Annotated in this window: 20 protein-coding genes; 12 read left to right on the forward strand and 8 right to left on the reverse strand. The window is 72.5% G+C overall.

Translation table 11 applies throughout. From position 1 onward, the window contains the following. Positions 1 to 146: 146 nt before the first annotated feature. A complete protein-coding gene (locus FB465_RS30725) occupies positions 147 to 839 on the reverse strand; it encodes an ester cyclase (protein ID WP_145795806.1) in 693 nt (230 codons plus the stop codon). A gap of 201 nt (positions 840 to 1,040) precedes the next feature. Here FB465_RS30725 and FB465_RS30730 point away from each other — a divergent pair, with 201 nt between their 5' ends. Then, positions 1,041 to 2,213, forward strand: a complete 1,173-nt coding sequence (locus FB465_RS30730) for a baeRF2 domain-containing protein (RefSeq protein ID WP_145795808.1) — start codon at positions 1,041 to 1,043, stop codon at positions 2,211 to 2,213. Positions 2,214 to 2,339: 126 nt separating this feature from the next. Here FB465_RS30730 and FB465_RS30735 read toward each other — a convergent pair whose 3' ends face one another. After that, entirely contained in the window at positions 2,340 to 2,900 is a 561-nt protein-coding gene (locus tag FB465_RS30735; protein ID WP_145795810.1) for a hypothetical protein, read from the reverse strand. Positions 2,901 to 2,985: 85 nt separating this feature from the next. On the opposite strand from FB465_RS30735, the gene FB465_RS30740 reads away from it, so the two are divergent. Together FB465_RS30740 and FB465_RS30745 are read left to right on the forward strand one after the other, a co-directional pair. After that, on the forward strand, positions 2,986 to 3,300 hold the full coding sequence (locus tag FB465_RS30740; protein WP_145795812.1) for a hypothetical protein: 315 nt from the start codon (positions 2,986 to 2,988) through the stop codon (positions 3,298 to 3,300). Positions 3,301 to 3,550: 250 nt separating this feature from the next. After that, positions 3,551 to 4,414 (forward strand): GNAT family N-acetyltransferase, encoded by an 864-nt coding sequence (locus FB465_RS30745; protein ID WP_246192945.1) that lies wholly within the window; start codon positions 3,551 to 3,553, stop codon positions 4,412 to 4,414. Between the two features lie 219 nt (positions 4,415 to 4,633). On the opposite strand, the gene FB465_RS30750 is transcribed toward FB465_RS30745, so the two are convergent. Further along, entirely contained in the window at positions 4,634 to 7,393 is a 2,760-nt protein-coding gene (locus tag FB465_RS30750; RefSeq protein ID WP_145795816.1) for a LuxR C-terminal-related transcriptional regulator, read from the reverse strand. Positions 7,394 to 7,602: 209 nt separating this feature from the next. Between FB465_RS30750 and FB465_RS30755 the strand changes: the two genes are divergently transcribed. Next, complete coding sequence (locus FB465_RS30755) at positions 7,603 to 8,061, forward strand: ATP-binding protein (protein WP_170290724.1); 459 nt, start codon at positions 7,603 to 7,605, stop codon at positions 8,059 to 8,061. A 263-nt stretch (positions 8,062 to 8,324) separates the two neighbouring features. Here FB465_RS30755 and FB465_RS30760 read toward each other — a convergent pair whose 3' ends face one another. Further along, on the reverse strand, positions 8,325 to 10,010 hold the full coding sequence (locus FB465_RS30760) for a flavin monoamine oxidase family protein (RefSeq protein ID WP_145795820.1): 1,686 nt from the start codon (positions 10,008 to 10,010) through the stop codon (positions 8,325 to 8,327). A gap of 217 nt (positions 10,011 to 10,227) precedes the next feature. Next, the gene (locus tag FB465_RS30765; RefSeq protein ID WP_145795821.1) at positions 10,228 to 11,985 is read right to left on the reverse strand and encodes a serine/threonine protein kinase; all 1,758 of its coding nucleotides are present in this window, start codon (positions 11,983 to 11,985) and stop codon (positions 10,228 to 10,230) included. A 263-nt stretch (positions 11,986 to 12,248) separates the two neighbouring features. On the opposite strand from FB465_RS30765, the gene FB465_RS30770 reads away from it, so the two are divergent. The 3 genes from FB465_RS30770 to FB465_RS30780 all read left to right on the forward strand — a co-directional run bounded on the left by FB465_RS30770 (position 12,249) and on the right by FB465_RS30780 (position 15,194). After that, positions 12,249 to 12,740, forward strand: a complete 492-nt coding sequence (locus tag FB465_RS30770) for a hypothetical protein (protein ID WP_145795823.1) — start codon at positions 12,249 to 12,251, stop codon at positions 12,738 to 12,740. Between the two features lie 316 nt (positions 12,741 to 13,056). Then, on the forward strand, positions 13,057 to 14,481 hold the full coding sequence (locus FB465_RS30775) for a nucleobase:cation symporter-2 family protein (RefSeq protein WP_145795825.1): 1,425 nt from the start codon (positions 13,057 to 13,059) through the stop codon (positions 14,479 to 14,481). A gap of 74 nt (positions 14,482 to 14,555) precedes the next feature. Then, the gene (locus FB465_RS30780) at positions 14,556 to 15,194 is read left to right on the forward strand and encodes a helix-turn-helix domain-containing protein (protein WP_246192946.1); all 639 of its coding nucleotides are present in this window, start codon (positions 14,556 to 14,558) and stop codon (positions 15,192 to 15,194) included. A 147-nt stretch (positions 15,195 to 15,341) separates the two neighbouring features. On the opposite strand, the gene FB465_RS30785 is transcribed toward FB465_RS30780, so the two are convergent. Together FB465_RS30785 and FB465_RS30790 are read right to left on the reverse strand one after the other, a co-directional pair. Further along, positions 15,342 to 15,782 carry a nucleotide triphosphate diphosphatase NUDT15 gene (locus FB465_RS30785; RefSeq protein ID WP_145795828.1) on the reverse strand — a complete coding sequence of 147 codons (441 nt, stop codon included), beginning with the start codon at positions 15,780 to 15,782 and terminating at the stop codon, positions 15,342 to 15,344. A gap of 11 nt (positions 15,783 to 15,793) precedes the next feature. Further along, positions 15,794 to 17,278 carry an SDR family oxidoreductase gene (locus FB465_RS30790; RefSeq protein WP_145795829.1) on the reverse strand — a complete coding sequence of 495 codons (1,485 nt, stop codon included), beginning with the start codon at positions 17,276 to 17,278 and terminating at the stop codon, positions 15,794 to 15,796. A gap of 159 nt (positions 17,279 to 17,437) precedes the next feature. Here FB465_RS30790 and FB465_RS30795 point away from each other — a divergent pair, with 159 nt between their 5' ends. Then, a complete protein-coding gene (locus tag FB465_RS30795; protein ID WP_246192948.1) occupies positions 17,438 to 18,181 on the forward strand; it encodes a class I SAM-dependent methyltransferase in 744 nt (247 codons plus the stop codon). Here the strand turns inward: FB465_RS30795 and FB465_RS30800 are convergent. Next, a complete protein-coding gene (locus FB465_RS30800; protein WP_246192949.1) occupies positions 18,150 to 18,941 on the reverse strand; it encodes an arylamine N-acetyltransferase family protein in 792 nt (263 codons plus the stop codon). The genes FB465_RS30795 and FB465_RS30800 overlap by 32 nt on opposite strands. Positions 18,942 to 19,047: 106 nt before the next feature. Here FB465_RS30800 and FB465_RS30805 point away from each other — a divergent pair, with 106 nt between their 5' ends. Genes FB465_RS30805 through FB465_RS30820 form a run of 4 tightly spaced genes read left to right on the forward strand, consistent with a single transcriptional unit; the run spans position 19,048 to position 25,181 of the window. Beyond that, on the forward strand, positions 19,048 to 20,190 hold the full coding sequence (locus FB465_RS30805; RefSeq protein WP_246192951.1) for an AAA family ATPase: 1,143 nt from the start codon (positions 19,048 to 19,050) through the stop codon (positions 20,188 to 20,190). Further along, positions 20,187 to 20,621 carry a bpX5 domain-containing protein gene (locus FB465_RS30810; RefSeq protein WP_145795833.1) on the forward strand — a complete coding sequence of 145 codons (435 nt, stop codon included), beginning with the start codon at positions 20,187 to 20,189 and terminating at the stop codon, positions 20,619 to 20,621. Before FB465_RS30805 ends, FB465_RS30810 begins: the two co-directional genes overlap by 4 nt. Positions 20,622 to 20,679: 58 nt before the next feature. Next, positions 20,680 to 22,368, forward strand: a complete 1,689-nt coding sequence (locus tag FB465_RS30815) for a hypothetical protein (RefSeq protein WP_145795835.1) — start codon at positions 20,680 to 20,682, stop codon at positions 22,366 to 22,368. Beyond that, positions 22,365 to 25,181, forward strand: coding sequence for a bpX6 domain-containing protein (locus FB465_RS30820; protein WP_145795837.1), 2,817 nt, complete (start codon positions 22,365 to 22,367; stop codon positions 25,179 to 25,181). Before FB465_RS30815 ends, FB465_RS30820 begins: the two co-directional genes overlap by 4 nt. Positions 25,182 to 25,230: the final 49 nt, after the last annotated feature.

Below are 25,230 nucleotides of genomic sequence, written 5' to 3' on the forward strand. Positions count from 1 at the left end.
TAGCGGGCGGCGGAGCTCGACTCGCGGGGTTGCCCCGCAACCGCCGGCCGATTTGACAAGCCTTTGACACCCGCTCGCCCCCGGAGCAGCCGTCGCACACCGCCGCGCCCGTGGGACGCGGGCGCGGCGGTGTGAGAGGCGTCAGGTCAGCTCGGCATCATGCCCATCTGGCGCATCATGCCGACGGAGTCCCAGCTCCACCAGCCCTCCTTGACCTTGCCCTCCTCGAACCGGAACATCGTCATCCCGTCGCACTCGATGGTCTTGCCGCTGGCCGGCATGCCCATGAACTCCCCGATGTGGGTGCCGCGCCAGGTCCAGCGGGTCGCCACCTGGTCGCCGTCGGCGACCTGGCTCTGGATGTCGAAGGTGAAGTCGAAGGCCTTGCGGTAGCCCTCGATCATCGTCCTGACGGCCGCCGGACCGACCGTGTCCTGGTCCATCGACGGGTCGTGGTCGACGTAGTCCGGGGCGAGCAGCTCGTCGATCGCGGACATGTCTCCCATCGGCGGGTTCACCAGCAGTCGCCGGGCTGCCTCCTTGTGGAGCTGGTCGTCGCGGACCAGATCGAGGTTGGTGAAGGTCGGCGGCTCCTGACAGAGCGCCACCATCTCCCGGAAGATCCGGTCGGTCTCCGGCAGGCCGGAGTTGCGCATCGCCGCCTCGTACGAGGGAAACTCGACGATCTCCACGATGTGCCGGGCGTCCGCCCGGTCCGCGCCGACCATCGCGTGGGTGGCGGTGCGCCTGCCCTGGCTCTGCTCGATCCAGGTGTCCATCAGCCGGTTGAGCTCGTCCGGCTGCTCCGTGCGGCACTCGACGATCTGTACAAAGGTCATCGCGGACCTCCCGATCACACCCCCCTGCATGCCTGCGTCCGCGACCGCTGCCCTTCCACTGTCCTCCTGCCGCGCCTCGGGCACCACAAGGCCGGTTCAGGTGAGGGGTGCGATGTCCCGCATTGCTTCGCCCCGACCGGGTAGCCGCAGCAACAGGGGCGGCGAGTCGTGCCGCCCCTGTCCCGGGGCTTGGAGGAGATCATGGAACTCGCGTTTCTCAGCCCGCTGCTCGACCGTCCGGGCCCCTGGGCCTCCGTCTACCTCGAAACCTCGCGCAACACCGAGGACGCGGCCAAGCAGCAGGAACTGCGCGAACGGGCAGCCGGTGAGCAGCTGGCCGCACAAGGCGTGGACTCCGCCACCTGGGCCGCCCTGCGGGCGCACCTCGCCGCCGAGCCGGTCTCACGCGCTCCGGCCGGCCGGGCGCTCTTCGCGACCGGCGGAGAGGTCGTGCTCGACCTTCCGCTGGAGACGCCGCCCCCGGCCCCCGAGACGGCGTGGACGGCCCTGCCCCACCTGAGCCCGCTGCTGCGCCTGCGCGGGGAGGAGTACTCCTGCCTCGTGGCGTACATCGACCGCACCGGCGCCGACATCGAGGTGCGGGACGCACAGTCGCGCAAGCCGATCGGCCAGGCGGAGGGCGGGCAGGCGGAGGGGCGGCAGTGGCAGGGCCGTGGGCACCGCTCCGTGCCCGCCGACCGCTACGAGTGGCACTACCAGCACAAGGTCCACGACACCTGGGAGCGGACGGCCGTGATCATCGCCGACGAGATCGCCCGGTGCTGGCGGGACAGCGGCGCCAGGATGCTCGTCCTGGCGGGCGACCCGCGCGAACGGCGTGCGGTGCACGAACTGCTGCCACAGCCGCTGCGCCAGGTCGCAGTCGAGGTCGAGGGCGCCGGCCGGGCCGCCGGCTCCTCGCCCGAACGGCTGGACCGGCAGATTGCCCAGGTCCGCGAAGACCGTGCCCGAGCGCACCTCGACGAGGCGCTGGAACAGTTCCGCGCAGGCCGCGGCCGCCCCGGCGAACACGGCAGTCTGGGGCCCGACACCGGCCCCGGCGAGGCAGCCGAGGGAATCCCCGCGGTCGTGGACGCGGCCCGGCGCCACCAGGTGGCGACCCTGCTCGTCCAGGAGTCGGCCGGCGACGTGGAACGTCCGCTCTGGGTCGGCCCCGAACCCGACCAACTGGCCGTACGCCGCGCCGAGGCCCAGACCCTGGGCGTGGCCGCGCCCGAGCAGGCCCGCGCCGACGACGCACTGCTGCGCTCGGCCATCGCCGCCGGGGCCGAGGCCCTGCTGGTCCCCGATGAGGTTGCGGGCCCGGCCGGAGGCCTCGGTGCGATCCTGCGCTGGAGCGACCACCCGGCGTGAGCCGGCCGGCGGACCCCCGGTGCAGCCGGTCCGACGCAGCGGCCCCCGGGACGCGGCGGGGATTCGGGCGGTCGAGAACGGGAAGGCGACCAGGTGAGCCCCGCATCCCGTACGAACGAAGGGGACTCACCATGACGAACGCGAAAACCGGGCCGCCGACCCATCGGTTCCCGCCGGACCCGTCGGACCCGGACCCGTATCCGGCGCCGCCCACGCATCCCTTCCCGATCGACCCTCAGGCGCCGAGGCCGGCGCCGAAGCCGCCACAGGAGCCGGAGCCTCCGGCCGAGGGGGTGCGCTGATCGGCTCCGGTGCCGATCCGGATGAGTTCGCCGTCGCCGCCGTCCGCACCGCCGCCGCCGTCGCCTGCGGCTCGGCCGCACTCACGGCGATCCGGGTGAACGGCCCGCCTCCGCGCAGGTCGGCGAGGACGACGCCCCCGCGCCGCATGCGGACGGCGACGAAGTCCTGCCCGTCGCTGTGCCGCCAGACCCCCAGGCACAGCACGCCGGGAACCAGCAGCCCCCGCCGCCGCTTCCCGCGCAGGGCACGCCAGGCGTCGGGCTGGACCGTCACCTGCTTCACCGCCGTGAGGGGGACCCGGACGTCCCCGTGCCCGGCCGCGAGCTTCTCCCGCCGCGACAGCCGGACCACCAGCTCGTCACCGTCGACCATCAGCTCCGCCATCGCAACAGCCCCCTTTCAGGCTGCACACCCCCCTTCCACGATGTCATCGCCGCCCAGGTCGGGGGTTTGCTCTTACCCTCGGTCCATGACCGAGAACGAGATCAAGCTGAAGGCCATCGCGGCACTCACGGCCCTGCGCAGCGGGGTCGGCGCGGACTATGTCTCGGACCTGCTCGGCGAGGTGATCCCCGAGTACTTCCTCGTACCCGCCAGTGCCGACGCGAAGGAGGTCGGGCTGTCCGTGCTGCACCAGCTCTCCGAGCCGTTGAGCGCCCTGATCACGGGGTTCGTGCTGGCCTTCGAGGCGGTCGCGGATGTCTACGAGGAGACCGAGCCGGAAGTGTCGACCGAGGAGATCCTGCAAGCACTGGCGCTCGACATCGCACGCGACTCCGAGTGACCCGGCAGCCTCCTTTCTCCCGAGACCTACCGAAACCCCTACCCGGCTCGTCCGTCCCCACACGGACCGCACGGCTCAGCCGTATACAGATCAGCCCTACACACGAGGTGCTGATAGCCCATCATGAGCAGCGATCCGGCCGAACACGGCGCGCATACTGGCCCCCGGGCACGCGGCGGGGCACCCTGAGGCGAACAACCGGCCGAACAGGGAGACGAGTGTGGCGCTCAGCGCGACAGGTCCAGCACCGGTGCGGATTCGGCCCTACCGGGCCGAGGATCAGGACGCGGTTCTCGCGCTGATCGCCGACGACCGGCTCACCGGTCAGCCCGAAACAACCGCGGCCATGCTCACGGAGGCCCTGGCCGGGTACTCGCCCACGGAGAGCGACCAGTGGGCCGCCCTCGACGTCCCGCGTACCGCGGTCGCGCACGACCCGGCGGGAAGGGTCCTGGGTGCCGCTTCCTACACGACGCGCTCCTCGGACCAGGAGGGCTTCGTCCTGTGGCTGCACAGCGGCGAGGACCTGCCCGTGGCATCCGCCCTGATCGATGCCGCACTGGCCGACCTCGGACCGCGAACGGTGCACGCCTTCGCCTTCGCCTCCGCGCTGTCCCTGGGCCTGCAAGGGCTTCCCGTGCGCAGCCGGCCGGCGACCCGCAAAGCGCTCGAGAGCGTCGGCTTCTCGGGCCGCGACCAGTGCAGCTATCTCCACCGCCACCTTCGCGAACTACCCCACGTCCCGGAGTCCCGCACCTACCCGATCGCCGACGTGCAGACCTCGGACCAGCCGCCCGGCCGGCAGCTGTATCTGCGCGACACCGACGGGGCCCTCATCGGGGAGGCCGCCCTCGGTGAGCCGGTCGACGGCATCGGCGTACTGCAGTGGATCGAGATCGGGGCCGCGCACCGGGGCCGCGGACTCGGCGGCAACCTCCTCACGCAGTGCTGCGACCTCCTCGCGGGCAACGGCGGCCACGAGTTGATCGCCTACCTGCCCGAAGACCCGCCCCGCGACTCACGGCTCGACCAACCCGCCGCCGGCCACCTCCTCGCGACCCAGGGCTTCGAGGAGATCGACACGCTCTGTACCTTCACCCGCGGCCCTGTCTGACAGTTCGCGTCGGATCAGCGCGCGGCTCCCCCAGCCTCCGGCCGGAGGGGCACCCATTTCGCGCCCGGCCGGGCGTGCCGGCGGGTCGGTCTCGTACTGGGTCGTACTTGGCCGATCCGCCGGTGCGTCCAGGCGGGATGCCTGGGGGTACCTCCCGGCCGAAGGCTGGGGGCGCGTCGTGCGCCCGGCGGGAATTGTCGGACAGGGCCCGGCCGGCGGTCAGCCGCGCCTTGCTCCCAGATCCAGCCGGGACTGCAGGCCGAGCTTGCGCAGGGCCCGCGCGACGTGCTGCTCCACGGTGCGGGGGGAGAGGTGCAGGGTGCCGGCGATCTCGCGGTTGGTCAGGCCGGCCCCCGCCAGCTCGGCCACCTCCTCCTCCCGCGGTGAGAGCTGCTCGCCGTATGCCGGCCGCCCCGGCGGGCGTCGCTCCTCCACCCGGTGGGCCCGAAGTGTGGCGCGGGCCCGCGCCACGTCCCAGACGGCTCCCAGCTGCTCCAACTCGGACTCCACGGCCTTGAGTTCGTCCGCCGCATCAGGGTCGGCGCCGCCACCGGCCGCCAGGGCGCAGCGCCCGGCGGCCTCTCCGGTGAGGGCCGCCTCGTACGGTCGCGGCAGCGCCGCAAAAGCACGACGGGCCTGCCGGAAGTGCTCGACCGCGCGGTCCGGCTCCTGGGCCGCCTCGGCCAGGATCGCCCGGCACCACGTCAGGGAGGCCTCCGCAGCCGGTGCCCGGCGGCCCTTCAACCCGGCCGCGAACTCCTCCACCATGTCCAGGGCCTCCATCGTCCGCCCCGCGCCGACCATCGCCTCCACGGCCCAGGGGGCCGGTTCGGCCGCCCACACCCAGACCCCCTTGTCGCGCAGGTGCTCCCAGGCCCGGGCGGCCTCGGCCGTGGCGAGGTCGAGATCCTGGCGGGCGAGGGCGAGCCGGATGCGCGCGCCGGTGGCGGCCGCGACCAGGGGCACCGCGCCCTCCTCCGGGGCCGGCAGCCCCGCGCCGGACAGCCAGGCGGTCACCCCGCCCCACTCGCCCCGGGTCAGCGCCAGCATGCCCTGGACGAGCTGGGCATCGGCGGCCACCCACGGCATCTCGCCGGCCTCGGCCACGAACTCCCCGGCCCGGGCGGACAGGCCGGTCCACCGGCCGGTCGCCCAGTCCAGCAGCAGCCGGGCGCTCAGCCCGGTCTGCTCGGCAAAGGACTGGCCGCTGCGGACGGCCAGGTCCAGCCCCTTCTCCAGCAGGTCGGCCGACCGCCCGTACTCGCCCAGCCACATCGCGGCGTCCGCCGCGTTGCACAGTCCACGCGCGGCGTGCTGCAGACAGGCCGGATCGTCGCTGTCCCCGGGCAGTTGGTCGGCGAGCCGCCACCCCTGCGGGTCGCCCACGCTCAGCAGGACCGTGACCCGGTTGGCCGCGACCGCGGCCCGTACGACGGGATCGCTGCTTCCGGCGGCGATGTCCTCGGCGCGGCCGAGCCAGCGCAGGTTCTCGGCCAGCGTGCCGCCGGGCCAGTACGGCATGGCCAGGGCCGACATCGCCCTGGCCGCCAGGGCGGGCCGGTCCCTCAGTTCCTCCGCGGCGCGTTCCAGCTCGGCGCGGCCCTGAGCGCTGCGCCCCAGCTGGTTGCCCAGGATCAACGCGAGGTCGAGGCGGATCTCGCCGCGCACGTCGGCGGGCAGGTCCGGGTCGTCGACGACCCGGTGCAGCACCTCGACCGTCTGGTCCGAGCGCAGGCCGACAGAGGCGCTGTGGGCCAGGGCAGGCGCCAGCCGGGCCCGGGTCGCGGGCGGCACCGACGGATCGGCCAGCGCCTCCTCCAGCAGGCTGATGGCGACCTGGTGCCGGCCGGCCGCGGCCGCCTCCTTCGCGGCCGCGTCCACGCTGTCCAGCCAGCCGGTCAGCTCGCCGCAGCTGTGCTGGTGATGGGCCAGTCGCACCCAGGAAACCGGTCGATGGCGGGCCAGCGAGGCGGCGGCCCGGCGGTGCAGCTCCCGGCGGGTGGGGCCGGGCAGCAGCTCGTAGGCCGCCCGGGCCGCGAGCGGGACGCGGAAGCCGTAGGTGGCGCCGGGGCACTCGTCCAGCGCCGCAGCCGCCAGGGCGGTGAGCAGGGATCGGTGGCCGTCCTCCGCCGAGAGGCCCGCCACCTCGGCCAACTCCTGCTCTCCGGCGGGCTCTTCGAGGACGGCGGCCGCCTCGACGATTCTGCGGTGCGGCTCGGGCAGCGCGCCGAGCCGGCCGAGTGTCAGCTCGGACAGCCGTACCGGAACCGGCGCCGAGTCGACGTCCCGCGCGGTGTACCGATCACGCTGACCACCGTCGTCCAGGAGCCGGAGCAGGTCGGCCACGACCTGGGCGACGCCGCCGGTCCGCTCGTACAACCGGGCGGTGAACTCGAGCGGACACCGGCGCTCACCCAGGGCGGCGCAGGCCCAGTGCCGGACCTGTTCCGGGCTGAGCGGCTCCAGCCGGATGCGGATGACGTCGATGTCCGACGGATAGTCGACTCGGCTGCCCAGCGCGAGGCCTGGACCGGCCAGTTCCTCGGGGCGGTAGGTGAGGACGGCCGCGAGCCGCGCGGGCGGGTGGGCCAGCAGGCGCCGGAGCAGCGCTTGCGCGGCCTCGTCCGCCCGGTGGACGTCCTCCGCGACCAGCAGTGCCGGTTCCGGCGTCTCCAGCAGCGCCGCCAGCTCGGCGTACGGGTCCGGAGGCCGCTTCGCAGTCGGCTGAGGCCGCCCGGCGGGCTTCACGGCGGGGTCCGCCCCCGCGGCCTCCACGCGGACCACCGGGGGGCCGGCCGACGGGAACGAGACGATCACCCGGCGCCGCTGGGCCGGCCCTGTCTGGTCGAGCAGCGCGCGGACCAGCCGCGTCTTCCCGGTGCCCGCGCGGCCCTCGACGAGGGCCAGCGCCGGTCCGCGTGAGATCGCGGCGGCGAGCAGGCGTCGCGGCCCCGGTTCCGGCTCTTCCACCGTCGCCACTTGGCCTCACCTCCGCTGCCCGGGGACACCTGTCGGGCTCGGTCTCGGCGGGCAGAGGTTCTTTGCGTATCCGTACTTCAGTGTCTCCTGATTGCGCGCGGACGACCGGCCCACCGAGTGTGGGTGACATGAGGCGGTCTCCGCCTCTCCGGACCGCGGGGGAGAGGCCCGGCCCGGCCCCTCGGGGCCAGGTCCACCAGGAGCTGCACATGATCACCACCGAAGAACCCCTCGCGTCGGCGGGCCGCGGACTTTCCGGTGCGACGGCCGTCCCCCGGCAGCGCGCACTGTGTGCGATGCCGGTGGCTCCGGAGTCGGTGCCGGTGCTTCGGCGGTTCGCCCGGCACCTGGCGGGGTGCTGGCAGCTGCCCGAGGCGGTCGCGGAGGCGTTGTCCGTGGTGGTCACCGAGCTGGTCACCAATGTGCTCCTGCACAGTGGCAGCCCGAACGTCGTTCTGCTGCTCGTCCTGGACGGTGTCGCGGTCACCGCCGAGGTGCGGGACGGCGGCCGCTGGAAGCGGCGCCGGACACCGCGCACCGAGCGGGCCGACGCGGACGCCCGGTGCGGGCGGGGGCTGCAGCTGGTGGAGGCGTACGCGGCGCAGTGCACCGTGTCCGCGGGTCGGGCGGGGACCCGTGTGTCGGCGGTGTTCCCGCTCGCTACGTAAGGGCACGTATTTAAATCCGCAGATGTTGGCATCCGTTTGGTTCCGCCAAAGGATTTGCCGGAAGTCAAACAAAATCGCACAGGAACTAAAATAGCGGCGCACGTGCCGTAGGACTGCCCGGTCGACGGGTGGCTTCCCGCATACCGCCCGCCGGGCCGCCTCAACGGGGGTGAGGCGGCCCGGCGGGTTCTCGATGTCAGGCCGGGCCGGTGCTGCCGCCGCTCCCGTCGGTCCGCCGGCGGCTCAGGCCACCGGATGATGCGTCAGACCTCGCCGGTGGTCAGGCTCTTCGAGTCGGGAACCTGCTGGACGGGCATCCGGACGGCCCGCCTGCCGTTGGCGATCCACTCGTACGCCCACTCGGCGGACATCAGCGCGCCCTCCTGCCAGCCGGGCAGCGCGGACACCTGGTCGCCGATCACGAAGAAGTTGTCCTGGCCCTGGGGGTAGATCAGCGTCGAGTACAGCTTCTTGTGCTCCGGGTCGTCCCGGCGCCAGTCGGCCCACGCGCCCAGCTGGTAGGGCACCTTGTGCCACGCGATCGACATGCCCAGCCGGTTGGGGACGACCGAGTTGCTTGCGAACTCGTCGTGCAGCTTCGTCGCAGCCGTGCGTGCCACGCTCAGCCGCTCCTCGTGCGGGCGGTTGCCGAGCGTGACCGCGTCCTTGTAGGAGTTGTAGGCGCCGGTCATCGTGCCCTTGTCGGAGGGCGAGAAGTAGTCGTTGGACGGGTACCAGATCTGCTGGATCTCGTGGTCGATCCGGCTGATGCCACCGAAGATCTGGTACCTCTCCGACTCCCAGAAGCGCCGGTTGGCCTGCCAGCCGACCTTGCACGCGGCCGCGAACGGCATGTCCCGGACGGCCGACCGGAAGTCGTCGGAGAAGTTGTAGAGCGTGACCTGCCTGCGCAGCACGGAGACCGGGATGTTGCTCAGGCAGTAGTCGAACCGCTGGACCCGGTTGGTGCCGTTGTCGGTCCAGCCGACGTTCACCCCGTTGCCGTCCAACTGGATGCCGTAGACCGGCGAGTTGAACGCGATCGTGCCGCTCGGCAGCGCGGCGGCCGCATAGCGCCAGATGTTGTCCATTCCGCCGACCGGCTGGAACGAGGTGGTGTGCCAGTGCAGGCCGGAGTCCTGGTAGAAACCGCGCGTCCAGAACTCGCTCGCGAGCAGGTCCTTGAAGAGCAGCGGATCGACCGGCTCCTCCACCTGCAGGACGGTCGGGGTCTTGGCCAGACCGGAGCGGGTGGAGCCGAGGTAGCTCTTGTCGGTCTTGTCGAGTTCGCCGAACTCGACAAGGAGCTTCATGAACTGGTCGCGCTGGGCTGGGGTCAGTCCGTCCTCGGTCTGGGTCCCCTTCTGCACGGCCTGGGCGAGGAACTGGGCTATGTAGCCACGGGTGTCGTTGGCGATCCGGCGGTTGGGCTTGGTCGCGCCCCGCCACGCCTTGTCGGTCTGGTACAGGTTGGCTGTGGTGGTGTGGATGTACGGCTCGAGCGGGACCTTGAGTCTGCGGCAGAAGTCGATGACCCGCTGGTGGACGTACGGGATGCGGCCTGCGCCGAGGTTGAGGTAGAGGTTCTGGTCGAACTGGCAGGACTGGGTACGGACCGAGCCGTCGTCCCAGACCTCGGTGACCTGGTCGCCGGGGCGTGCGGTGAGCGTGCGGCCACCGACCCGGCCCTGGGCCTCCAGGACGGTCACCTGGTAGCCCGCCTCCGAGAACTTGAGCGCGGCCGCCAGGCCGGCGGGGCCGGCGCCGAGGATCGCCACCGTCTTCCCGTTGCCCGCCTTCCTGGCCGGTCTCGTCAGCCCGTCGGTGGCGGGTGCGGCCGTCGCCGGCACGGCTCCGGTCATGACCTGCAGCAGCGTCGCCGAAGTGGCGGCGGCGCCGGCCATGCTCAGGAACCTGCGACGCGATGTGGCCTCGTCCGACTGATCCATCGTGTGCTCCTCCAGGAGTGTCAACTGAAGCCTGACTTCGGACAGTTACTGGAATAGCACCCGAGGGGACGTCATCTGGTTTGTATGCGGATATTCCGCTGGTCCTTTCCTCCTTTCGGGTGAACGGTCGATTATCGGTCGAGGGGGATGGGTAGTTGAGCGGATGCTCCGACGCGCGATCGACGCCGTGCGACAACTCCCGGACGTGGTTGCGGAATCAGCCGCAGTGCACGGCCCGGTTGCCGAGGGTGCTCGACGTGGTGGCCGTAACCCCACCCCATACGATGCTGCCGAACCCGGTGATACAGGTGGACGCGGCACTGACCTTCACCGGCCCGGCGAACTTGGCGAAGTTGCCCTCGTCGGTGCTGGTGGTCCCCGACACCTTGGTGCAGCTGTTGGACGCCGAGGTGTTGCTGCAGCGGCTGATGCTCGCCTTGACGACGGAGGCCGTGCCGTAGCCGCTGTTCGCCGTCTTGATGGTGGCCGCGCAGTTGTTGCCGGTGGAGTTGTCGAAATACAGGTAGAAGTAGCCGAAGATCACCCCCTCACTGGTCTTGACCGGGTAGCTGTCGACCAGGCCTCCGGTGCACCCGTAGGCCGAGGCCGTGGTGGCGGGGGAGGCGGGTACCTGCGCGGGGGGCGTTGCGCCTGCCTTGCTGCCGCCTGTGGCGGTGGACGGCGTGGTGGTGGCCGCGGCCTTGCCGCTCGCCGCGGCGCCGGCCGAAGCGGCAGCGGAGGAGGGAGCGGAGGTGGCTCCGGGGGTCGCCGGGGTGTTGGCCGGCGCGGAGCCGGCCGTACCGGCGACGGGGGCGTCGCCGAGGTCGGAGGTGGAGCCGACGGGGACGGCGCCGGAGTGGCTCGAGCCCCCCGCCTTGGTCCGGCCGCCGCCGTCCGCCCCGGTGCTCTGGCCGCCGACCGCCCAGACGGTGCCGCCGACCAGCGCCAGGACGAGTGCAGCGCTCCCGGCCACCAGCCCGGCCCGACGGCTCGAGGGCCTGCGCCACCAGGGCTCCGGCTCGAACTCGTCGAAGGGCGTGAAGACGGGCGCGGCCGTGGCCATGGCGGCGGGCACGAGCCTCGGCTGTACGGCAACTGCCGCTGCCGACGCTGCGGGGAAGCCGGACGCGGCCGCCGCCCCGATCTCCGGTGCCAACGCGTCCAGGAGCGCCGCGACTTCGCCGGCACTCGCCGGCCGCTCCTCGGGGAACTTCGCCAGCAGCCGAAGGACGAGCTCGTCCAGCCCGGCGGGAATGCCGGCCCGGTGCCGGCTCGGCGCCGCCGGCGTCCCCCGCAGATGTGCCCCGAACTGGACGGACGCCTCCAGGTGCCCGAACGGGGTTGCGCCGGTGAGCAGTTGGTAGAGGAGGCAGCCGAGGGAGTACAGGTCGCTGCGGTGGTCGACCTCCCCGTCGCCGCGGACCTGCTCCGGCGACATCCACGGGACACTGCCCAGGGCGGTGTTGGCTCCGCTGAGCCGCTGCGGCCCCGGTGCTGCGGGGTGGAGCCAGGCGCTCCCGAGGTCGAGGACCTTCACCGTCCCGTCGTCGGCGAGCACGAGGGTGGCGGGCTTGATGTCGCCGTGCACCAGCCCGGCCGCGTGCGCCGCCTCCAGCCCGGCGCAGACCTGGCGGACCCAGTCCGTGGCGCGGGCCGGGTCCGGCACACCGCCGGCGGTCAGGACCTCGTCCAGGCTGCGTCCGGCCACGGGCTCCATGACCACGAACGCGCTGCCGCCGTCATGCCCGAAGTCGTGGACGGTCACCACATGCGGGTTGTCCGGCAGCGCGGCTGCGGCGCGGGCCTCCCGTTCGAGCCGCTGAGTGTCCTCGGGGGAGAGGTCGGAGCCTGCGAAGACCTTGACCGTCACGGTGCGGCCGAGCTCCCGGTCGTACGCGCTCCACACGACTCCCGCGCCGCCGGAGCTCAGGTGTTCCACCAGCTCGTAGCGCCCGCTGAGCAGCTGACCCTCCATGGCACTTTCCCTCTCCCTCAGCCGCCCAGGTGGTCGGCGGAGGGAGCTCTCTGCTCCGTCTCCGACTCTCCAACCGCAAGGCTCATCAGATGATCGGTCAGAAACCTATCGGCATCGTTCGACCGGACGCGAACCGGTGCGGCCCGTCCCGCCGTTCCTCCATGAGATTCGAACGCATCGTCCGTGTCCCGTACATGGACCGAGCCGGCAGCGGCTCTGCGGCACGCCGAACCGCAGGTAGGGCCGTGTGATCTCATAGGGCGATGCAGCAGCATCGCAGGTCGGCATGGATATGGGCAGCGGCGGTCGCGGCATCCATAGCCCTGGCAGTGGTCGGTGGATTCGCCCTGTTCGGTGGGTTTTCCGCCGGGTGCGGCGGCCAGGAGGGGCGACTCGCCGCCCTGCAGGAACTCGACCTCTTCCGGAAGGCGCCGGAGGGCTCACGGCCTGTCGCCGGCCAGGAAGTCAGCGCGAACTGCGTGGAGGATTCGGGCGATGCCTGGATGGAGGCCTCGCTGGACTACACCTACGACGGTGACGCCACAAAGGTCCTGGACCACTACCGGGCCACGCTGCCCGGGCTGGGCTGGCGGCAGGTCGCCTCGCCGCGCGTCGGGGAGACGTGCTTCGAGCGTGAGACCGGGGCCGGCCGGGCGGCTGCCCGGATCAGGTTCGCCGATCTGAACCTGCAGGACCGGACCTACCGCGTCTTCGCCGTGGCCGCGGTCGACGGGGACGGCAGCTGTTCGGACTGACGGCGGCGGGCATCGCTGGCACAACGAAATCCGAAGCAGGAAGGCGCCGGAAGCAATGGATTCGTAGGTTACCCCCGGGTTTACCTACTGAAAACATTGCTCAGCACTTGCGCTGCCTCGGTGTCTCCGACAGTATCTGTCATCGGCCGGGCCGTCCCGGGCGGGTGAACCACCGGGCGGCACCGTACGCCTCGACGCCGGGACGCGCAACGGGCACACCCGTTCACTCCTCCGGCAACCCCCGCCACGAGCAAGCCGCCACAAGTACGCCGTTCGAGGCCACCTCTCATTCACCTACCTCGAAGGCAAGGCAGAGATGGCACAGACCGCCCCGCGCCGAAGAACCCCGTTCTCGAAGCACCCCGTGGACGAGGTCCTCCCCCTTCCGCAACTCTCGCTCTACGGCCTCCAGCACGTCCTGGCGTTCTACGCCGGCGCGGTGGTCGTCCCGATCATCCTGGGCAACGCGCTCGGCCTCTCCTCCCGGGAACTGGTCTATCTGATCAACGCGGACCTGCTCACCGCCGGCATCGCCTCGATCATCCAGGCCTGGGGCTTCTGGCGGATCGGCGCCCGGCTGCCCCTGGTCCAGGGAGCCACCTTCACCGCGGTCTCCCCGATGATCGCGATCGGCCAGGGCGCAGGCGGCGGTACGGCCGGCCTGCTCGTGGTCTACGGGGCCGTCATCACGGGCGGTGTCGCCACCTTCCTGTTCGCGCCGTTCGTCGGCAGGCTGGCGAAGTACTTCCCGCCGATCGTCACCGGGACGCTCCTGACCGTCATCGGCATCGTGCTCATCCCGGTGGCACTGCAGGACGTCGGCGGCGGCCCCGACCTGATCGGCGGCCCCCGCTACGGTGACCCGACCAACCTCGCCTACGCGGGCGGGACCCTGCTGTTCATCCTGCTGATCGCGCGCTTCGGCAGCGCGTTCCTCAGCAGCATCGCGGTACTGCTCGGCCTGGTCGGCGGCACCCTGGTCGCCCACCTGCTCGGGGACGCGAGCCTGGACGCCGTCGGCGAGGCCGACTGGCTCGGCGTCAGCACCCCCTTCCACTACGGCATGCCGCAGTTCCAGCTCTTCCCGATGCTGGCGATGGTGGTGGTCATGCTGATCACGATGGTGGAGACCACGGGCGACGTCTATGCCATGGGCGAGATCACCGGCCGGGAGGTCGACGGCGAGACGGTCGGCCGGGCGCTGCGCGCGGACGGTGTGGCCACGGTGCTCGGCGGGCTGCTCAACTCCTTCCCGTACGTGGCCTTCGCCGAGAACATCGGCCTGGTCCGGATCGCCCGGGTCAAGAGCCGGTTCGTGGTGGTCGCCGCGGGTGTCTTCATGATCCTGCTGGGCCTGCTGCCCAAGGCCGGAGCGGTGGTCGCCTCCGTCCCGCACCCGGTGCTCGGTGGGGCGGCGGTCGCGATGTTCGGGATGGTCGCCACGGTCGGCATCCAGATCCTCGGCAAGGTCGACCTGCGCGAGGAGCGCAACGCCCTGATCCTGGCCGTCAGCCTCGGCGCGGCGATGCTGCCCACCACGGTGGAACCGCTCTTCGACCGGATGCCGACCGAGGTCCGCGCCGTCCTGGGCAGCGGGATCACGCTGGGCAGCATCACCGCGGTCCTGCTGAACCTCTTCTTCCAGGTGTTCAACGAGCGCCGGGCGCTGGAGGACATCGACTGGGACGGCATCGGTGAGGCCGACGAGGGCTGGGAGCACGACAACGCAGCCGTCCGATGAACCGGGATGACGCGCACGTGTCCGGACCCCCCTTCTCTCCCGCCGAGGCCCGAGCGGCCCGGCTCCGGATTGGTATGACGACCGATCAGGTCGCCGCTGCCATGGCGCAGTTGGGCATGGGCCAGCCGGCCGGGCTGGTGGAGGCCTGGGAGTTGGGCACGCGGGCACCGTCCGAGATCCAACTGTTCGCCCTGGCGGACGCCCTGTGGTGTCCGACGCCCGTCCTGATGGCCGTCCGCCCCAGATCGCTCCAGGAGCACCGTCTGGCCAGGCAGCTCACCCGGGAACGGCTGGCCCACCGCCTCGGCATGGAGCCGCACGTCTACGCCAGGGCGGAGACCGAGCACCACTGGACCGGTGACGAGCAGCAGACCAGGGTGCTGGCGGAGGCACTCGGCCTGCAGCCCGACGAGGTGCTGGACGTCATCGGGCAGGGCACGGAGCTGATCGAACGGCTGAAGCAGGCCGTCGAAGGTCGGTGGAAGAGCCATGTCGGGCCCCTGGCGGACTTCCTCGGCGTGGACGAGAAGCACGTGGCGTACGCACTCCGCGTCCTGCACCAGGAGTACGCCCAGTTCACCGAGCGCTACATGGGCCACCTGGTCGCCCGCTCCGGCGACTCCAGGCTGAAGGAGATCGCCACCGAGCGGGCGCGCTGGCTGCGCCGCCTGCCGGAGCACTTCTGGGAGCTCGCCGACCGGGCGGGGGCCTGAGAGCAGGCAGCCGAGTGACCACCACAGGGGCGCGGGGAACTGCGCGAAGCGGAAGACTGCAGGCCCTAGCCTTCCGATCTCGCGCAGTTCCTCGCGCCCCTGGGATGCCCCATCCTGATCGGCTGCCCAACCTGCGTGCAGAGCGTCTCAACCGATGGTGTAGCGGAACGCGCCGTCCGGCGCCGGGTGGCCGGGCAGCCAGCTGCCGAGCACCAGGCCGGACGGGTGGAACATCGGGCTGGGCAGTGCATCGACCGGGAAGCGCTCCCAGCCCGCGCAGGCGTGCGGCTCGGTCACGGCGGCCGGATCATCGGTGGGCGGGGCGAGCACGGCGGCCGTCAGCCGCGGGAAGCCCAGCTGGTGGTCCAGCAGGACGGCGAGCACCCGCATCTGCTCGGCGGGCAGCACGATGCCGGTCTCCTCGGCGAGCTCGCGCGCGGCCGCCTGCTCGAAGGACTCCCCGGGCTGGTCCACCTTCCCGCCGGGCAGGCTCCAGGTCGGCGTCTCACCCGCGGTGATCCGCCGGCCGAGGAGGACCCGCCCGTCGGCGGTGGGCACGATCACTCCGGCGCCGAGCATGGGTGGCATCGCGGTCTCTCCTACCAGGGGGAGGGGGCGTAGTCCTTGAGGAAGCAGCCGTACAGGTCCTCGCCAAGCTCGCCGCGGACGATCGGGTCGTAGACCCGGGCCGCGCCGTCGACCAGGTCGAGCGGGGCGTGGAAGCCCTCCTCGGCGAGGCGCATCTTGTCCGGGTGCGGGCGCTCGTCGGTGATCCAGCCGGTGTCGACGGCGGTCATCAGGATGCCGTCGGTCTCCAGCATCTCCTTGGCGCTGGTGCGGGTCAGCATGTTCAGCGCGGCCTTGGCCATGTTGGTGTGCGGGTGGCCGGCGCCCTTGTAGCCGCGGCTGAACTGGCCCTCCATGGCGGAGACGTTCACCACGTACTTGCGGTGGGCCTTGGCGGCCGCCATCGCCGGGCGCAGCTTGCTGATCAGGATGAACGGCGCGGTCGAGTTGCAGAGCTGGACCTCGAGCAGCTCGATCGGGTCGACCTCGCTGACGGTCTGCACCCAGCTGTTGGTCGAGGCGAGGTCGGGCACCAGGCCACCCGCGTCGATCGCGGTACCGGCCTCGATCCGGGCCGGTGAGGCCGAGCCGCTGACCAGCGCCAGCGCCGTCACGTCCTCGGCGCTGATCGCCTCGCGGCGGCTGACCTGGCCGGGCAGCGCCGGGCGGTCCACGCTGCCGCTGCCGAAGGTGCCGATCACGGTGGCCTGCGGGAGCTCACCGGCGGGCAGCGGGGCGGACTCCGCCATCACCAGCTCGCGGTACGCCGCGGGGGAGCGGCGTACCGTCTGCGCGGCGTTGTTGATCAGGATGTCCAGCGGGCCGTCGGCGGCGACCGACTCGGCGAGCGCGACGACCTGGCCCGGGTCGCGCAGGTCGATCCCGACGATCTTCAGCCGGTGCAGCCAGTCCGCGCTGTCCGGCATCGCCTTGAAGCGGCGGATCGCGTCGTTGGGGAAGCGGGTGGTGATGGTGGTGTGGGCGCCGTCGCGCAGCAGCCGCAGCGCGATGTACATCCCGATCTTCGCCCGGCCGCCGGTCAGCAGCGCCCGACGGCCCGTCAGGTCGGCCCGGGCGTCGCGGCGGGCGCGGTTGTCCCGGGCGCACGGCGGGCAGAGCTGGTGGTAGAAGGCGTCGACCTCGGTGTAGCGCTGCTTGCAGGTGTAGCAGGAGCGGGGCCGCTCCAGGATGCCCGCGATCTCGGTCGTGGTGGCGGTGGTCAGGCCGAAGGCGCCCGCCGTCTCGTCGTCGATCCGCCCGGGCGAGCCGGTCGCCGTCGCGGCCGTGACGGCGCGGTCGTTGGCGGTCTTGCGCGCGCGGGTCTCCTGGCGGCGGCGCTGCTTGAGCGTACGGAAGATGCCGCCGACCGCCTTGCGGACGACGATCGCGTCCGGGTGGTCGACGTCCAGCTCGTCCAGCTCGGCGAGCACGCTGAGACAGAGCTCCAGCCGCTCCGGGTCGATGCCCGGGCCGTACTCGATCTCTTCGGTGCTCTGGTAGTCCGCGCCCGCCGTCATGCTGCCCGCTGCTTCCTGGTCCGCCCTGCCCTGCTTACCGGCGAAGCCTACCTTGCCGGGGAGGTAATGACTGAAAGTCCATTGCGTCCGTTACGCGGCTGGCCTAGGCTCTGTAATAGATGAATGGCCGAAGCAGTCATTACGGATCGGAGTTCTGGCATGTCCGACTGGGAGCAGTGGCAGCGCAGCTGGGACCGCCAGCAGGAGTGGTACATGCCCGACCGCGAGGAGCGGTTCCGGGCGATGCTCGACGTGGTGGAGGCGGTGGCCGGCCCCGAGCCGCGCATCCTCGACCTGGCCTGCGGCACCGGCAGCATCAGTGACCGCCTGCTCACCCGGCTGCCCGGAGCCGTCAGCGTCGGCGTGGATCTCGACCCGGCGCTGCTCACCATCGCCCGCGGCCACTTCGCGTCCGAGCCCCGCCTCACGCTGGTGACCGCCGACCTCAAGGACCCGGACTGGGCCGCCCGGCTGCCGCCCGACCCGTACGACGCGGTGCTGACCGCCACCGCCCTGCACTGGCTGCCCACCGACGACCTGCTCCGCCTCTACGGCGACCTGGCCAAGCTGCTCCGCCCGGGCGGCGTGTTCCTCAACGCCGACCACACCCCCGAGCCCGGCACTCCGCTCCTCAACGCCGCCGACCTGGCGTTCCAGCGCCGCCGCCAGGAGTGCGAGCGGGCCGCCGGGGTCCTCGACTGGGGCGACTGGTGGGCGGCCGCGGGCGCCGATCCGCTGCTCACCGAACAGGTCGCCGCCCGCACCGCCATCTACGGCTCGCACGCCGACGGCGACGTGCACCCGGCCGGCTGGCACACCGCCCGGCTGGTCGAGGCCGGGTTCCGCGAGGCCGGTGTGGTCTGGCGATCGGTCAGTGACTCGCTGGTCGCGGCGATCCGCTGAGCGGCAGCCGGTCCAGGGTGATCCCGAAGTACGTACGGTAGGCGGCCAGCGCCTCGCTCTCGTCGAGCAGTTCCTCGTGGCGCTCGCCGCCCGCCGTCCGGATCAGGCGGTTGCCGCTCAGGGTGATCCGGCCGTCGGGGGTGGGCAGTGAGCAGGTGGTCGAGCGGGTGAAGTGCGAGTCAGGCGAGGTGGTCTGCCACCAGCAGGTCGGGACGAAGTCCGCCAGCTCGTACGGGCGCAGGTCCAGCCGGTACTGCGGCTCGCCGTTCATCAGGACGTCGAGGTCCGGCCCGTGCTCGACCAGGGTGAAGACGCCGCCGGCGTCGGACTGCTCGTCACGTGCGCCGAGGCGCAGCGGCCGGCGGCTGAAGCGTCCGAAGCCGACGTCGACCAGCCAGGGCTCGTCCAGGTCGACGCGCAGCGCCAGGTGGTCGAAGGGTGGGCCGGGGGCGTCCTTGCCGAAGACCCGGGCGCTGAGCAGCGTCACCTCGTAACCGAGCGCGGTGAGCAGCGCGGCGAAGGCGCCGTTGAGTTCGTAGCAGAAGCCGCCGCGCCGCCGGGTGACGATCTTCTCCAGCAGCGCCTGCTGCTCCAGGACGACGGGCTCGCCGAGACGGATGCTGAGGTTCTCGAACGGGACGGTCGTCAGGTGCGCCCACTGGAGCGCTTGCAGCCCGACGAGGTCGGGCCGGTCCGGACGCTTCGCGCCGATCCGGACGAGGTAGGCGTCCACGTGGGAGTCGTCCATCGTCAGGCTCATGGGGACATTCAGCCGCATCGAACCGGGCGCCCGCCATCGGTCGTTGGTCCTACGCCGGGAAACCCGATGGTGCAGGTCCCGACGGCAGCCCTAGACTCCGGTGCCTGTGACTGAGCAGAGCATTGAGGCCCTGGTGGCGGACGCGAAGAGGGTCGGGGAGGCCGTCTCCGTGGCGGGCGCCGGGATGGTAGACCGCGAGGTGCTCGCCGAGGTCGTCGCGCTCTGCGCGGTGGCGGGGGAGCACCTGCTGGTGGTCGGCGCGCCCGGCACCGCGAAGTCCGAGGCGGTACGGCGGGTGGCCGGCCAGCTGGGCGGCCGGTACTTCGAGTACCTGCTGGGCCGGTTCACCGAGCCGAATGAGCTGTTCGGGCCGGTGGATCTTCGGCTGCTCCGCGAGGGGCGGGTCGAGTTCGAGACGGCGGGCATGCTGCCCGAGGCCGAGATCGCCTTCCTCGACGAGGTCTTCCTCGGCTCGACGGCCGTGCTGAACACCCTGCTCGGCCTGCTCAACGAGCGGGTTTTCCGCCGCGGCCGCACGGTGCTGGCAAGCCCGCTGCGGGTGTGCGTCGGCGCTGCCAACAGCATGCCGGAGGACCCGGCGCTGGCCGCGTTCGCCGACCGTTTTCTGGCCCGGATCTTCGTGGAGCCGGTACCCGACGCCCGGCTGGAGGAGCTGCTGGAGGCCGGACGCCGTGCCGCACCCGTGCCGCTGGACTCCACGAGCCTCCTCGGAGCCGTCGACCGACTGGCCACCGCGGCCCAGGCCTGTGATCTGGCCGACGTCACCCCGCTGGTGGGTGCGGCAGTCCGGCGGCTGCGCGGTGCCGGAGTCGCCCTCAGCGACCGTCGCGCAGTCCGGGCGCAGCGGCTGATCGCGGCAGCGGCCGTGCTCGACGGCCGGACCGCCGCGACGGCTCAGGATCTGTGGGTCATACCGCTGATCGCGCCGACCGCCGATGCTCAGAAGCTGGCCCGTGACACGCTCGCCGACCTGGTGGAGAAGTCCTCCAACAGCAGCCTCGTGTACGCGGCCGAGGAACTCTCCCGTGGCGCTCTGGCCAGAGCCGAGCGTCTGGCCCGGACCGCGGCCGCCCTGCTGACCGAGCACGGCTCGGCACCTGGCGACCGGGACGTGCGGCTGCGGGTGGAGGCGACGCTCCGTGAGATGGACGCGGGCTTCGACCTCTCCGACCTGCCCGAATCCCTCGCGGGGGTACGGGCCCAGCTGGTCGCCGCGGTCCGGTCGTGACGACGGCGCCCCGAGTCGCCCTGCAGTGGCGGCGTCGCGAGCCGCCACTGCCCGCCGCGGCGGTGGTCGGACTCGGCGCCCAGGCGCGGGCACTGGCGGCCGCCACTCGGGAACGGCTCGCGGCCGGCGTGCAGTTGCGCGCTGTGGCCGATGCCGAGGCCTTGGTGGTGCTCGGTCCGTTCGGCGACCTGCCCTGGGTGGACGGCGCCCGGTACCTGGGCTGGGACGGCGGGATCCTGGTCCCGACCACGGCCGGCCCCTGGCCGTCGGCGGCGCTCTGGCGCGAGGCGCTCGCCTCGTCGGAGAACCGCCTGGTGGTCCTGCTGCCCGGCACTGCGCTGGTTGCGGCCATGCCGTCGCGGACCGCCGACCCGGCCGCGCTCGGGTCGCTCGGGTCGCTCGCCGATGAGCCTGCCCACGCCGCGCCATGAGCAGGCCGCCGGCGGCCGGTCCGACGGTGACGACCCGGCCCCTCACAGAAAGACAGACGTGACCACGACCATGCACGCCACCGGGCTGCCCGCCGGCCTCGCGCCCTTTGCCGACACGCTGTCGGCGCTGACCCCGGCCCTCGCGCTGGCGATCGGCCCGATGGTCCGGCGGATCGACGCGCTGGTGGGCGACCGCGAGCCGCTCGTGGCCCACGAGGGAACGCTCGACGGCTACGGCGGCCTCGCCCGTAGGGGACGGTGGGATCAGCTGCTCCCCTCCGAGTGGCTGCTGGCGGAGGAACTTCCCGACGAGTTCCTACGACGGCTGGTCGACGGTGAACTCCTGCACGTCGCACCGGAGTACCGGGAGCCGAGCCTGCGCGGCCGGGTCGTGGTCCTGGTCGATGCCGGTCCCGCACAGGCGGGTGCCGGGCGTCTGGTGCAGCTCGCCGCACTGGTCGTGCTGCACCGCAGGGCCGCCGCCCGGGGTTCGCAGCTGGTGGTCGGGGTGCTCGGTGACGACCCCGAGAAGTGGCTGACCGGCGGCCTGGCCGAGCTGCTGCCGCGCTGGCTGAACGGGCGCCGAGACACGGAGCCGGACGCCCGGACGGTGGCGCGCGCCGCCGAGGCACTGGACGCGGACGACGAGTCATGGCTGCTCACCGCACCGGCGCTCGCCGCCGAACTGCCCGCTCGCCGCCGCACCCTGGCGAGCGAGGTGTGCGCGTGGGGCGCGGACGGCGCCACGCACGTACGCCTCACCCTGGGTGGTGCCACAGCCGAACTTCCGCTGCCTGCTTCGGAGATCGCCGTGCGGGCGCTGCGTGGCGCGGAGTTCAGGCGTGGCGGACCGGTGGTGGTGAGCCTGCCGGGTGTCCCGGACCTGCGCCTCCCGACGTTCACCAGTCCCTCGCGGACCCTGCTCGCCAGAGGCCGGGGCGCTCGTAGCCTGGTGGCCGTCCGGGTACCCGACCCGGGAGCGCCGATGGGCGGTGTGCGCCGCCACTTCCTACCGGGGCCGGTCGTCGCGGCCGCCAGGATCGGACGCCGTCTGATCACGTTGGTCGTCGACGGCCACGAACTGGCGACCCACGTGATCGGCCGCCCGCTGGGCAGCGGACGCCGCGAGCCGGTCAGCCGCCAGAAGGTGGCCCTGGACGACGCCCTCCTCGCCGAGCTGCTCGAGGAGCCGGTGCTGCCGGTGCAACTGGACGGTGAGGCACTGCTGTGTCCGCTGGCGGGCAGGTGGTGGCGGATTCTGCCCGATGGGAGCGTGCGGTACGACCGGGCGGTGTCCTCGGATGCGACGCACCCCGCTCGGCCCCGCTTCAGCTGGGCGCGGGAGAGTGACGGGTCCGGAGGCGCGCGGCCGGGCAACGCCGATGGCGAGGCCGACTACGTGTTCGGCGGGGAGGCCACGGCCTGGTCCAGGGACGGCGAGCTATGGCGCGTGCTGGGCAGCGACGGGCGCGGTACGAAGATCGTCGTCCCGCCGGACGCCCAGGTCATAGGCCTGGTCCGGCAGGCGGAGTCCACAGCCCTGATCACCCTTGCCATGGCCGGGCGGCTGGTACGCAGCGTACGGCCCGACGGCAGTCGTACGCTCAGCCGGTTCTCCGGCGGCGCGATGCCACCGGTCGTCCACCCCACCCTGCCGCTGATCGCGGCGGAGCCGAAGCGGGGCCGGATCGTGGTCGGCGACGCGGTCTCGGGGCAGGTCCACATGACGTTGGGGAGCAATACGTGAGCGGCACTGCGGCCGGGGCCTTCCGGATTTCGGTCCTGGCCTCGGGGTTCGTCCTGGACGTCCCGGTGATCGGCAGGGCCGAGGCCGCCGACCGGGTCATGGCCGCCTGGCAGGACGGGGCCGAGCTTCGTCAACTGCCGCAGGGTTCCTGGCTGCTCCGGCTGGCCACGGCGGTTCAGCTGCGCGCCGACCGTGCGCCGGGCCTGCCGCTGGTCGACCGTGACGGCGCCCTGGTCGCCGTCGGCGCGGACGGCGACGGGGCCGCGGACGAGGTGGTCCTGCTGCACGGTGGTGTGATCCGGCGTCACAGGATCACCGAGCTGCCGGCGGTGGACCCGGCCGACTGGCTCGAGGTCTCCGGACTGACGGTACATCAACTGACCCCACTGGAGCTTCCGGTGGAGCCGGAGACGGTGCTGGACGAGGTGCCCGTCCGGCCACAGCCGGATCTGCGCGTGGCGGCCCGACTGCGGCCCAGGTCGCGGCGGGCCCGGCTCATGACGGCTCGAGTCCCCTTCCAGCCGCTGTGGTCGGCGCTGGGCAGGGTGTACCGGTCGCTCGAACTCGTGCTCTGCGGCGTGCTCGTCCTCGGGTTCGCCGGGGCGGTCGCTGAGAAGCTGTCCGATGAGGTGGCGGCCCCGCCCGCGGCGGACCTCGTGGACGCCCTTCTTCGTGGCCTGCTCCTGCTCACGGTCGTCGCTCTGGTTCTCCTCGCGGGATCCCGCGTGGCCCGTGGCCGGGCTGCCAAGGCCTCGGTCGCGTCCGTGCCGGGCCGGCGCGCCGCCCGGGCGGCCGCCACCGCCCGGCGCAGGCGCCTGACCACTCACCTGCGCGGTCTGCTGGCCCAGTTGGCCATGCGCAGCCCGGCCGCGCCTGTGGTACGCGCCCGGCACGAGCGCTACCTGCGCGAACTGACCAGCGCATTCGAGCAGCGACGGTGGGAGGACGCGCTACGGGATGCCATCGCGCTTGCGTCGGAGGCGGGCGACAGCGGGAGCAGGTGGCTCGACCTCCGCTTGCCTCAGCGGCGCACCGGCGCGCTGCGGGCCCGCCCGTACACCGTCAGCTCCGGCGGGGCCTCGCTGCTGTCGGGCCTGACCATCCATCAGCACCTCAGCCGGATGTACCGGGAGGCGGCCCAGGTCCTGGAACGGGACGGCAGGATCGAGGAAGCGGCGTTCGTCCTGGCGGATCTGATGCACGCCGGCGAAGAGGCGGTCGCTCTGCTCGAACGCCATGGTCGGTTCGAACAGGCGGCGGAACTGGCCGAGGGGCGTGCGCTCGCCCCCGACCTGGTGGTGCGGCTGTGGTGGCGGGCAGGCGAGCGCGTTCGCGCCATCCGGACAGCCCAGACCAGGGGCGCGTTCGCGAGTACCGTCGAGCGGCTCTCCCCGGTGGACCGCGAGGCCGCCCTCGAACTGCGCAGGGCCTGGGTGCGCTCCTGCCAGCAGGCGGGCGACCGTATGGGCGCGGTCGAGGCGGCCTGGCCGGAGGAGTCGCTGCGACCGCTCATCGCGGCCGATCTGCGGGACGGTGTGGCGATCGGAGGCTCCACCCAGGCCCGGGCTCTCGCCCACGTGCTGGCGCTCCAACCCGGTGGTGCCACTCGTGAGCTTGCGCTGGCGACGCTGGAGAGTCGCGAGCCGCAGCACCGCGGCCGGCGCGAGCAACTGGCCGCCGCGCTGGCCCGCATTCCCGGCGCCGACCCGGCCGCCGACCGTGAACTGGCCACCGCCGCCGTGCGAGCCGTGGTCCGCGACCGTGGCTTCGGCAGGTCGGTCGACGACGGCACCCAGCGAAGGCTCTTCACCGACCTGCTGGAGCGGGCCGACCCTCTCGCCGCCGCCGACCTGCGTGCCCCGAGCCCGGACCGCACCGGCCCGGCCCGGGCGATCGACCTCACCGCCGCCCACGAGCCGGGCCGACTCCCGGTCCTGGACGCCGTCGCCCTCGACTCCGGCTCGGTCCTGGTGGCATGCGGTGAGGCCGGTGTGCGGCTGCTCGCGCCCGACGGCAGGACCCGGGCTCGCTGGGACACCCCGGCGCATCGGCTGGCGGTGGCCGACCACGGCTCCGTCGTGCTGCTCGTGGCCCGGTACGGACAGGTCAGCGAAATCTCCCGGCTGGATCTCGCCACCCGGGCTGTGCGCCGCTGGACGGCACTGAGCGTGCGGGACATCGTTCCGTCCTTCGACGGACGCCTGCTCATCACGCTCGATGACGACGGAATCGCCGTCATCGACACCCTCGCCGCCCGCCCCGTCGTCGTCTGGCGGGAGCTCGACCGGGAAGCGCGGGTGCTCGGCAGCATCGCCCGCACCGCGACCAGCTGCAGCGCCGTGGTGGCCTCCGGTGCCCTGGTCGAACGCTGGCGTTGGGACCTGCCCGGGTGGCAGCTCCGATCCCGGATGAGCCTGTCGGACGACGAGCTGCCTCATGCCCTGCTGGCGTCCGGGCCGATGCTGTCGGTCCGTCCCGAACCCGTCACCGGCGGTTCGCTGGTCCAGTGGCACGGTGAGGGCCCCGCCACCCATCGCCCCATCGAGGACGGGGCCGCCTTCGGGCTCAGCACCCACGGCGACCTGCACGCCGTCGTCCTGCCGCAGGCCGACGGCGCGGTCCGCGTGGAAGCGGGTGTCGGATCAGACCCTGTTCCGACCGTGTGCGCCGTCTTCCCGGGTGCGGACCCGGCCGGGATCGGCAGTCGACTGCACGGTGGCTCGGTGGCCGTCTGGCACCGTGACGGCCGGGTCGTCGCTGCGGCGGCGGACGGAGGCCGCGTTCTGGCCAATCTGCGGGTGACCCTCGCGTGATTGCTTGTAGGAACCTACAAGGCTGGGCGCTGTCGGGTGCCCCCTCCTT

It is taken from the genome of Kitasatospora atroaurantiaca (assembly GCF_007828955.1).
GTDB lineage: Bacteria > Actinomycetota > Actinomycetes > Streptomycetales > Streptomycetaceae > Kitasatospora > Kitasatospora atroaurantiaca.